At 70.9% G+C, this 10,653-nt stretch carries 7 protein-coding genes and 1 pseudogene; 3 read left to right on the forward strand and 5 right to left on the reverse strand.

Features of this window, described 5'->3' with window-relative positions:
- Window positions 1–212 (reverse strand): annotated as a pseudogene (locus tag QR77_RS47940) (TetR/AcrR family transcriptional regulator); the annotation flags it as partial.
- 87 nt (window positions 213–299) lie between these two features.
- Here QR77_RS47940 and QR77_RS34520 point away from each other — a divergent pair.
- On the forward strand, window positions 300–1,586 hold the full coding sequence (locus QR77_RS34520) for an FAD-dependent oxidoreductase (protein WP_052489272.1): 1,287 nt from the start codon (window positions 300–302) through the stop codon (window positions 1,584–1,586).
- Window positions 1,587–1,819: 233 nt separating this feature from the next.
- On the opposite strand, the gene QR77_RS34525 is transcribed toward QR77_RS34520, so the two are convergent.
- Both QR77_RS34525 and QR77_RS34530 read right to left on the reverse strand, forming a co-directional pair.
- On the reverse strand, window positions 1,820–2,485 hold the full coding sequence (locus QR77_RS34525; protein ID WP_040025951.1) for a response regulator transcription factor: 666 nt from the start codon (window positions 2,483–2,485) through the stop codon (window positions 1,820–1,822).
- 83 nt (window positions 2,486–2,568) lie between these two features.
- Entirely contained in the window at window positions 2,569–4,275 is a 1,707-nt protein-coding gene (locus tag QR77_RS34530; RefSeq protein WP_040025953.1) for a histidine kinase, read from the reverse strand.
- Window positions 4,276–4,410: 135 nt separating this feature from the next.
- Here QR77_RS34530 and QR77_RS34535 point away from each other — a divergent pair, with 135 nt between their 5' ends.
- Window positions 4,411–5,364 (forward strand): ATP-binding cassette domain-containing protein, encoded by a 954-nt coding sequence (locus QR77_RS34535; RefSeq protein ID WP_040025954.1) that lies wholly within the window; start codon window positions 4,411–4,413, stop codon window positions 5,362–5,364.
- A gap of 4 nt (window positions 5,365–5,368) precedes the next feature.
- Complete coding sequence (locus QR77_RS34540; protein ID WP_236710936.1) at window positions 5,369–6,169, forward strand: ABC transporter; 801 nt, start codon at window positions 5,369–5,371, stop codon at window positions 6,167–6,169.
- Between the two features lie 182 nt (window positions 6,170–6,351).
- On the opposite strand, the gene QR77_RS34545 is transcribed toward QR77_RS34540, so the two are convergent.
- Window positions 6,352–6,861: a hypothetical protein gene (locus tag QR77_RS34545; RefSeq protein WP_040025957.1), complete on the reverse strand. Its 510-nt coding sequence runs from the start codon at window positions 6,859–6,861 to the stop codon at window positions 6,352–6,354.
- Between the two features lie 328 nt (window positions 6,862–7,189).
- Window positions 7,190–10,549, reverse strand: a complete 3,360-nt coding sequence (locus QR77_RS34550) for a BTAD domain-containing putative transcriptional regulator (RefSeq protein ID WP_078877506.1) — start codon at window positions 10,547–10,549, stop codon at window positions 7,190–7,192.
- Window positions 10,550–10,653 lie beyond the last annotated feature (104 nt).

A 10,653-nucleotide genomic window follows, 5' to 3' on the forward strand; every position in this document is an offset into this window, starting at 1 on the left:
GGTCGACGGCCGCCGGGGTCGACGCCCGCCCGCCGGACCGCCTCGTCCAGCGCGCCCCGTGAGCCGCCCAGCCGGCGCAGCAGTGTGCTGCGGGAGACGCCCGCCGCCGCGGCGATCACCGTCAGCGGGACGTCCGCGACGTCTCGGCCGCGTTCTCCCGCCGCCGTCAGAGCGGCGGCCACCAGATCCCTTATCTGTTCGTTTTCCCGCATGTGAAACATGATACGTCTTGACACATGAGACCGTTCCAAAGACTCTGTATATGAGAGTTCCAAACGGAACGGGCGAGGGGGAGTGCCATGAGTGTCGTCATCTCCGGGGGCGGACCGGCCGGCATGATGTTGGGCCTGCTGCTGGGGCGGGCCGGAATCGAGGTGACCGTGCTGGAGAAGCACGGCGACTTCCTGCGCGACTTCCGCGGTGACACCGTCCACGCGTCCACCGTGCGGCTGATGGACGAGCTGGGCCTGGGCCGGAAGTTCGCCTCGCTGCCGCAGAGCAGGCTCGGCAACATGGTGGTGCCCACGCCGCACGGCGGCCGTATGCGGCTGACCGCCTTCGGGGCCTTGCCGGCGCCGTACAACTACATCGCGATGATCCCGCAGTGGGACCTGCTCAACCTGCTTGCCGAGGAGGCCCGGCGCGAACCGTCGTTCACCCTGCGGATGAATACCGTGGCGACCGGGCTGATCCGGGAGGGCGGCAAGGTCGTCGGCGTCCGCTACCGCACCCAGGACGGCGAGGAGGGCGAGATCCGCGCCACCCTCACCGTCGCAGCCGACGGCCGCCACTCCGCGCTGCGCCAGGATGCCGGTCTGATGCCCCTGGAGTTCCCGGTCCCGTTCGACACCTGGTGGTTCCGGCTGCCCAGGTACGCCGCGGAGCAGGCCCAGGAGCCCCGGCAGGTTGTCGCGTTCCGGGTCGGCGAGTTCGCCCTGAGCCTCACCAGGAACGAGTACTTCCAGATCGCCTACTTCACCGCGAAGGGATCCGACGCCCGTCTGCGCACCGAAGGCATCGAACGCTTCCGGGCGCGGATCGCCGACCTGATTCCGCAGTACGCGGGCCGGGTCGACCAGTTATCGAGCATGGACGGAGTCCACCTGCTCGACGTCCGGCTCAACCGGCTTCCGCGCTGGTACGCCGACGGCCTCCTGTTGATCGGCGACGCCGCCCACGCGATGTCCCCGGCCGGCGGAGTGGGGATCAACCTCGCCATCCAGGACGCGGTCGCGGCGGCCACGCTGCTCGCCGAACCGCTGCGTCTGGGCCGGCTGACCACCGCCGACCTGGCGAAGGTTCAGCGGCGGCGGTGGCGGCCCACAGTGATCATGCAGCGAGTGCAGCGGATGCTGCATGACGGGTTCTTCGCGCCCGTCCTCACCGGGCGCCGAGTCGGCCCGCCCACCGCGATGGTCCTGGCCACCCGGTACCTGCCCGGGTTCCGCCAACTTCCCTCCCGGCTGGTCGCGTTCGGCCCGCGCCCGGAGCACGCCCCGGCCTTCGCCCGGCGCTCCGCGGCGGAGCCGGCCAGGGGTACTGACCCGTCAGACGGGGGACACGGGTGGCGGGTGGGTGGCCCGTGAGCGCGTTGTGTCCGCGGTGGTGCCCGGCCCGCCCCACAGGCGGTGTCCGGTGGGGGTGGACATCCTGATCGTCCACACCGTGGGCGGTCACGCCGTGTTCATCGGCCGGCCGGCGCTCCACGCGCTCGCCGTCGGTGGCGCCACCGACGTGCGGCGCCTGAAGACCATCCGGACGTGGCTGCCGAAGCCTTCACGCCTGGGTTTGTCCGGACCGGGCCTGGGACGGGGGCCCTTCATCCGGCGTTCTTGCGCTCCACCAGGCCCGCCTCGTAGGCGATGATCGCCGCCTGCACCCGGTTGCGGACACCGAGCTGTTTCAGAATCGCGCTCACATACGTCTTGATGGTGCCCTCGACCAGATGGAGCCGGTCGGCGATCTCGCCGTTCGACATGCCGGCACCGACCATGCCCAGCACTTCCTGCTCGCGCTTGGTGAGCGTCGTCGTGCGCTCGCCCGACAGCCCCGAGCGGGGCCCGGGGGTACGGCGCAGCTCGGTCATCAGCCGCCGTGCCACCAGCGGGGACAGACACGATCCGCCGCACGCCACCGCGTGCACACCGGAGATGAGGTCGCGCGGGTCCGACGCCTTCAGCAGGAAGCCGGCCACGCCCTGGTCCAGGGCGCGTTCGATGTACTTGTCCTCGCCGAAGGTGGTCAGCATGATCACCCCGGTGTTCGGGTTGGTGGTCCGCAGTTCGCCGGCGGCGGCCAAGCCGTCCATCTCCGGCATGCGGATGTCGAGCAGGGCCACGTCAGGACGGTGCTTGCGGGCCAGTTCGACCGCCTCACGCCCGTCCGACGCCTCGGCCACGACCTCGATGCCCGGTTCTGTGGTGAGGATGGAACGGACTCCGGCTCTGATAATGGCTTCGTCATCGGCGAGCAGTACGCGAATCATCGGTTCCTTCAACGTTGGTTCCGAGCGGGTTCCGGCTCATGGGCCCCGGTGGGTCCCGGGGCGGCCCCGGGCGGGTCACGGTCTCAGAGCGTGTCCTTGGCCACCAGCACATCATCCTTGAAGCACAGCCGGTACAGGGCGTTGGTGGGCCGCAGAACATTTTTACCGGCCCGGTAGTACTCGCAGGCCGAGCCGGGCGGCACCGCCGGTTCGATGACGATGGGCGGCGGCTTCTTGATACGCCGGTCGGGCAGCACCGGGGCCAGCTCCTCACGGGACTGGCCGAGCCGTATCCGGGCGTACGTCTCCGGAGTGAGCGAGGTCGTCACCGCTGTGAGGATGTAGAGGCCCGCCAGGCACAGGACGAGGCCGCCGCCCAGCACCACCGGCATCAGCGCGGCCCGCCGCCCGTCCCGCCGTACCCGCGCCCGGGCGCGCATCAGGGCCGCGGTGGAGGCACTCCACCGGGGCATACCCGTGAGTGGGCGCGAGCCCCTCCCGCCGGGGGCGGCGTCGTCCGGCGTCGCCTTCGCCCCGGCCGGATCCTCCCGGCCGGCCGGGCCCTTCGGATCGTCAGATCCTTCCGTGCCCCCAGCCGGCGCGGACGGCATCGCCGGCAGGGTGTGCGGTAGTTCGGCGCGTACCTCGAAGCCACCCCCGCGCCGCCCGGCGCGCAGTGTGCCGCCCGCCAGCCGGACCCGCTCGTCAAGACCGATCAGCCCGAGACCACTGCCCGGGGCGCCGGTCGAAGTGTCGTCGCGCGGCGGGTCGTTGTCGACCGACACCACGGTCTCGTCGGCCCGGTGCGTCAGTTGTACGCGAACAGCGGCGCCCGGGGAGTGCTTGGCGGCATTGGTCAGTGACTCCTGGACCACCCGGTAGGCCGCGAGGCTGGTGAGCAGCGGCGTACTACGGGAGTTCGCCCCCTCCTCGCGCAACTCCACCGGCGTACCCGACCGTTCGAAGCGGCGGACCAGTTCGGCGACCGACTCGTGCGGCGGGCGCAGCGAGGGTGTGGAGTCCTCGCGCAGCAGGCCGATGACATCATGCAACCGTTCGGTGGCCGTCGTGCACCGCTCACGCAACTGCGCCATGGCGTCCCGCTGTTCGGCGGGCAGGCTGGTGGCGAGTTCGAGGCCGCCGGCCAACAGCGCCATCACACTCAGCTCGTGGCCCAGCGAGTCGTGGATGTCCTGGGCGATCCGGGCACGCTCCTTCAGCCGTGCCTGTTCGGCCACGAAGCGCTGCTTCCACTCCAGTTGCTCGGCGTGCTCCCAGCCCGCCCTGGTCAGATCGGAGCGCTGTCGCCACCAGTTGCCCGCCCACCAGGGCAGCAGACAGGCGGCCAGCTCCATCATCAGCAGGCTCAGCCAGTCCTTGGGCTGGGCGAAGGCGCTGACCAGTAACAGCCCGACCAGGGCGGCCGAGACGAACACGGCCTGCGCATGCCAGATACGGGTCACCCGGGTGCCCGCCAGGAAGCTCAGCACAGCGGCCGCTGCGGCCGTCCACAGCGTCGCGTGCAGGACGGGGTGGAGGAGCACGGTCAGGGCGGCCGACGTCAGGGAGAGCAGCGGCCAGCTCCTGCGCACCGCGACCGCCGCCGCGATCAGCAGGGCGACCGGCGCCCAGACGGCCGGCGAGGCCGCCGGCCCGCTGACGCTGACGGCCCACGGCGCCAGAAGCACGGCGAGCAGCACGAAGTCGCGGCGCCGGGTGAAGGGCCGGTCGGAGCGAAGGCCCCGCAGCGCGTGGTCCGTTCGTCGGCGGACGCCCTGCCAAAGCTGCATTCCCGCACGCTACAAGAGGGGGGCGGGCCCGCGGACCTGCCGAAAGTCGAGTGTCATCGTTGCCGATCGGCAGATGTGCGGGGCGCTCCACCCTTTCTAGTTTGGTGAGGTGACTTCGGAAGGAGCCGACAGGCAATGATCACTGTGGACCGACTGACCAAGAGGTATGGCGACAAGACGGCCGTGTCCGATCTCTCGTTCGGGATCAACCCGGGAAAGGTGACGGGCTTCCTGGGGCCGAACGGCGCGGGCAAGTCGACGACCATGCGGATGATCGTCGGTCTTGACGCACCGACGGGCGGCCGCGCCCTCGTCGCGGGCAAGCCGTACGCACAGCTCAAACACCCCCTGCGGGAAGTGGGAGCGCTACTGGACGCCAGGGCGGGACACTCCGGCCGCTCCGCCCACCACCATCTGCTCGGCATGGCCCGCAGCAACGGGATCCCGGCGTCCCGGGTGGCCGAGGTGCTGGACACCGTCGGGCTCACCGAGGTCGCCAGGAAGCGGATCGGCTCCTTCTCGCTGGGCATGGGACAGCGGCTGGGTATCGCCGGCGCGCTGCTGGGCGACCCCAAGGTGCTGCTGTTCGACGAGCCGGTCAACGGCCTGGACCCCGACGGGGTGCGCTGGGTAAGGGAGTTGATGCGTTCGCTGGCCGCCGAGGGCCGTACGGTCTTCGTCTCCAGCCACCTGATGAGTGAGATGCAGGAGACCGCAGACCACCTCGTGGTCATCGGCAGGGGCAAGGTCATCGCCGACGCTCCCATCGAGGAGGTCATCGCGGGCAGTTCCCTCAACGCCGTTCGCGTCCGTACCCCCCTTCCCGACGTGCTGCGGCAGGAACTGAAGGGGCACGGCATGACCGTGGAGCAGGGCAAGGACGGCGCTCCCGAGGAGCTGATCGTCGTCGGCGGCACCCTGCGGGAGATCGGTGACCTGGCCTTCCGGCATCAGGTCCCGGTCCATGAACTCAGTGTGCGCAAGGCCAGCCTGGAGCAGGCGTACATGGAACTCACCGCCGCCAGCGTGGAGTACAGCACCCCGTCGCTCGCCCACGCCACCGAAGCACCGGATCACCAGAAAGCGTAGGCGGATGATGACTGCGACAACTACCGCACCCAGGCTGGTCGGACCGGTCAGGGGCGGCGGATTCAAGGGCGCCCTCGGATTCGAGTGGACGAAGATCTGGAGCGTCCGGGCGACCTGGTGGAACCTCCTGGTGGGCCTGGTGCTCACCGTGGGATTCGCCGTGATCGTCGGCATGTCGGCCGACGCGAGCGCGAAGAAGGGACTGGACGTCACCACGCCCGCCCCGCACCACGCCTCCCAGGCGTTCCTGCTGTCCCAACTGACCGTGGTCGTCCTGGCCACACTCGCGCTCACCAGCGAGTACTCCAGCGGCTCGATCCGCTCCACGCTCCAGAGCGTGCCGGTCCGCGGCCGGATGCTGCTGTCCAAGACGCTGGTCGTCATCTCCGTCGTCGCCGTGGCGGGCTTCGTCTTCAGCGTGCTGGGCAGCCTCGCCGCCGGCGCCTTCATGGGCGACTACGGCGCGTACACGAGCGGCGAACTGTTCGGAACGGCGTTCGGCGCCGCCGCCTATCTCGCCCTGCTCGCGACGATGGCGATCGGCCTCGGCACGATGCTGCGCAGCGCGGCGGGCACCATCACGACCCTCATCATGGTGCTGCTGGCGCTGCCTCAGCTCATGGGCGTCATCGGTGCCAAGTGGCTGGAGACCGCCGGCGACTACATGCCGAGCGTCGCCGGCACCGTGCTCATGACGCAGGACACCGACCCTTACAGCGCGGGCACCGCCCTGGTGGTCCTGGTGTTGTGGGCGCTCGTCGCGATCGTCGGCGGGCACGCGGTACTGCGCAGGCGCGACGCCTGACCGCACCGCGTCCTCGCGGGTGGCCGTCCCGTGATCGGGCGGGCCGGCTTTGGCCGGCCCGCCCGTCCGCGCCCGCCGGGGCCGCGTCGCGGACGACCAGGGAATCGCCCCCGACGGGTGGTCCGACGGTTCCTTGCCGGCCTCACCCTCGGCGACGACCCGGAACCGGCCGGTTCGGGGTGTCAGCAGCCGCCGCAGTTGTAGTACGTCGCGTCCCAGTGGCTGCCCTCGTCGGCGTAGAGGTTGCCCGAGGCCGCCTGCCACTGCGGGTAGCCGTCGCCGCGCAGCCCTATGTAGGTGAAGGCACTCTTGATGTAGTTGGTGAGACAGGTGTTTTTGCCGAAGTCGAGCTTGTAGCCGTTCGCGTGCGAGTACGTGCCGCTCGCGTGGCCGGTCTCCGTGCCGCCGGTGATGTTGAGGGCGCAGCCCGTGGCGCTCTTGAGGGTCTGCGCTCCCTGGGCCGTGGGGAGGTTGAGCCCGTCGAAGGACGTGCAGGTGGGGTTGGTGCGGTCGGAACAGCCGCCCGACGAGGACCAGGTGATCCCGGACGAGCTGAACCGGGAGGTGGCCTGCGCGTGGGTGAGTTTGGTCGCGGCCTGGGCGTCGACCGCCGAACTGAGGACGCCGAAGCCGGGTGCGAAGAGAGCACCGAGGACGAGGGCGACCGCGACAAGGACAGAGCGGATCTTCATGGGGGGATTCCTCCTGCTGTGGCCGTGGTGGCCGTGGTGGCCGTGGTGGCCGTGGTGGCTGTGGCCGCGGTGGCTGTGAGTGGGGCGGAGGTGGTGCACAGAGATGGTCCCGGATTTCTACGCGCGTCACCAGAGGGCCTCCACCAGGGGAATCACGCGCCGAACTCCGCGATGTCCGCGAGCACTTCCCGGCGAGGTCGGGATGCGCTCCGAGGCCGGCGAGTCGGTGGCCGTAGGGCGGGCGTCCGCCGAGGTGGCTGCCCCGAATCGGTGGCGAGGACACCCGTCCCGGCCCCGGCACAGGGCCGGGGCCGGGACGGAGCTGTGGTCATTGATCCATGGTTCCGGGCCCGATCTCCAAGGCGGGCGGGACCACTTCGGCCGGCCGCCGGCCCGCGGCCCGCAGCCGTAGAAATCCGACGCCGGCGGGGGGAAGCGCCTGCCGGGCGGACATCGGGATCAGGCGGGTCACCCGGGCTGCCGCCTCGGCCTTTCCCCAGTCCTCCGGCAGCGCCGCTCGCGCCTGTTGCTCGCCCAGCCGACGTCCGGTCTGCCGATGGATGGCCAGCGCGCGGCGCGCGAAGTCGCGCGCTTCGGCGCTGCCCGGTCTCTGCGTCCGGGCCAGGATCAGCAGACTGTCGGCCTCGGACATGCGGTAGCGGTGGGTCACCGCCAGCCGCAGTGCCTGGTAGGCGTAGTCGCGGGCGGCGTCGGGCCGCCCCAGGACCTCGGCCGTGGCCGCGGCCGCCACCAGGGCCCGGCTGTGCCAGCCCGGGTTTCCCGACTCGTTCGCCAGGACGACCGCCGACAGATGTTCCTCCGGATCCCGGTTGATCGTCGCCAGGACACTGCGTGCCAGCCAGCTCCAGCGAGGCCCCTTCAGCCCCTGCGCCAGGCGCCACGCCTTCTCCGCGCACTCCCGCGCCGCCTCCGGCCGGCCGGCGTCCAGGTGGACCGTCGCCAGTTCGCTCCAGGCCGCCGACTCCAGGTCCGTGTCGCCGAACTGCCCGAGGATGATCAGGGCTCGGGTGTACAGGGCGCCGGCTTCCTCCACGTCTCCGAGGGCGTGCTTCACGATGGCCAGATTGACCAGGACGTACGGCTCATGATTCCGCGCCCCGGCCTTGGTGGTCAGTTCCAGGGCTTGGCGCCGTACGCGCAGCGAGTCGGCCAGCCGGCCCAGCTCGAAGTACACCTCGCCGAGCCGGGAGAGGGTGACCACTGTGCTGGAGGTGCTGTGGGCCGACGGTGCCGCGGGCATCATCGACTCCAGGTGGCTGAGCGCCTCGTCGAGGTGGCCGGTGTAGATCAGGATCTGCGCGATGAAGTTCTCGCAGCCGTTGATGCCGTGGGGGTGGTCGACGGCGCGCGCGATCGACAGGGCCGTCTTGAAGCTCTTCATCGCCTTCGGATGGTCGCTCCTGCTCATGTGTGCGTGCGCGAGGCTGTACCACCCGCTGAACCGGGCTTCGTCGTTGCCAAGACGCTCGGCGGCCGTGATGGCGGTGTTGGCGGCGTCGATCCAGTCGCCGACGTTCATCGGGGTGGCGAAGTAGGGGCGGAGGCCGTCGGCGATCCGCCAGGTGTGGGCGCCGATCGGGTCGTCGTGCAGGGCCGCGATCAGGTTGGGGATCTCGTTGTCGAACCAGGCCAGCGCCTCGGCGGCGGTGCCGAAGTCCGTGCCGGGGGAGTGCTCGGCGCCGGACTGGCGGGCGTACCCGGGGAAGGCCAGCGCCTGCGCCGCGAAGGTGCGTTCCAGGTACCAGTCGGTCAGGCGGCCGCGTGCCTTCTCGCGGTCGGGCCCGGAGTCCTCGGCCTCGGCGCGCGCTCGTGCGTACAGCCGGGTCAGGTCGTGGAGGATGAAGCGGTCCGCCGCCGATTCGCCGATCAGGTTGGCGTCCAGCAGGCGGTCCACCAGCCGGCCTGCTTCGGCCTGGCTCAGACCGGCCAGCACCGAGGCCGCCGCGACCGTGAAGTCCGGTCCCGGGGACAGTCCGAGACGGCGGAACATGTGGCGGGTGTCAGGGTCCAGGGCGTCGTAGGACTGTCCGAGGACGGTCTGCATCGTGCTGTCGCTGTCGCCGGCCGTCTGGAGTGCGGCCAGGCGGTTGCCGTCGAGCAAGTCCCTGATGTGGTCGGCGATCGATGCCGGCGGATGGTTGGCGATGTTGGCCGCGGCGATGCTCAGCGCCAGCGGTATACGCCCGCACGCCTCGGCGAGGCGGTGGGCCGTGCCCGGCTCGGCGCGCAGGCGCTCGGCGCCGAGCATGTGCTCCAGCAGTTGCTCGGCCTCCTGCGGTGACATCGGCCCGACCGCCACCTGCCGCGCCCCGTCGCGTACGACCAGGCCGGTCAGCCGGAAGCGGCTGGTGATCAGGGTCGCCGAGCCCGGTCCGGTGGTCAGCAGCGGGCGGACCTGGTCGACCGACCGGGCGTTGTCGAGCAGCACCAGCAGGCGCTTGCCCGCGACCGTCGAACGGTACAGATCGATGAGCTCGTCGGCCTCGGCCGGGATGGCGTCCCTGGGCAGCCCGAGCGAGCGCAGCGCGCGGGCGATCGTCCGCGCCGGGGTCATCGCGCGCTGCGTGTCGTGGCCGTGCAGGTTGATGTAGAGCTGGCCGTCGGGGAAGCGGTCGGCCATAGTACGGCCCCAGTGCACGGCCAGCGTCGTCTTGCCGACGCCGGCCGGGCCGACCACGGCGACCGTGCCCGGGGCCCCTTCGTCGGAGAGGCTTCCGGCCAGGAAGTCGTCGAGCTGGTCGAGCAGGTCCCGCCGGCCCACCAGTTGTGGCGTCGACGGCAGTTGCATCGGCACCGGCGGTGCCGAGGGCGCGGCCGGGGCATCGGGGAGCGCGCCGTCCATCGGCGCGTCGGGTACGGGGACCGATTCGTTCTCGGAGAGGGTGTACGGCGTCTCGGGCGGCTGGTTCGGCGCCATGGCGTCCAGCGAGGGATCCGCGTGCAGGATCGCCTGTTCCATCTCGGTGAACCTGCGGCCCGGGGTGAGCCCTTGCTGCTCGGCCAGTAGCGAGCGCAGCTCGCGCGCCTGCTCCAGCGCCGCGGTCTGACGGCCCGAGCGGTACAGCGCGAGCATCAGCTTCACGCGCAGGTTCTCGTGGAGAGGGTGTGCGGCGACCAGCGGCATCAGGTCGTCGATGAGCGCGCCGTGGTGCCCTTCGCCGATCTCCAGGTCGGCCAGATCCTCGTAGGCGGTCAGCCGCAGGCTGGTCAACTGGGTCTGCGCGGACTCGGCGTAGCTGACAGCGATGTCGACCAGCGGCATGCCCTGCCACAGTTCGAGCGCCTTGCGGATCAGGCGCACCGCCGAGCCGCTGTCGCCGCGCGCGGCCTCCTGGCGGGCCCGCGCCATGCCGCTGCGGAAGACGTCCAGGTCGAGTTCGCCGTCGTCGACGGCGATCGAATAGCCGGGAGCCCGGCTCTCGACCGGGATCTTGGCTCCGGCATCGCGGCACACCCGGCGGAGCACCGAGATGTCGGCCTGGATCTGCGAACGGGCCGTCTGCGGCTCCGAGCCGCCCCACAGTGCGTCGATCAACTGTCTTGTGGAAACCACGTGGTTGGCGTGCAGCAGTAGATAGGCCAGGACTGCCCGGCACCGCGGACGCTTCACCGCCAGCGGCATGTCCCCGAAATCCATCCCGACCGGTCCGAGTAATGTGTAGCGCATAGCCGTCAGTAACCCCCGTAAGCTGCCGGCCGCAGCCGGGGTCGCCGACCGCGCGCCGGGCGTGCGTCATCAGCTCCTGGTCGCCCCCGTGCCAAGCCAGCCTT

Origin of the sequence: Streptomyces sp. 150FB (assembly GCF_000818195.1) — a bacterium.
In the GTDB taxonomy this organism is placed as follows: domain Bacteria; phylum Actinomycetota; class Actinomycetes; order Streptomycetales; family Streptomycetaceae; genus Streptomyces.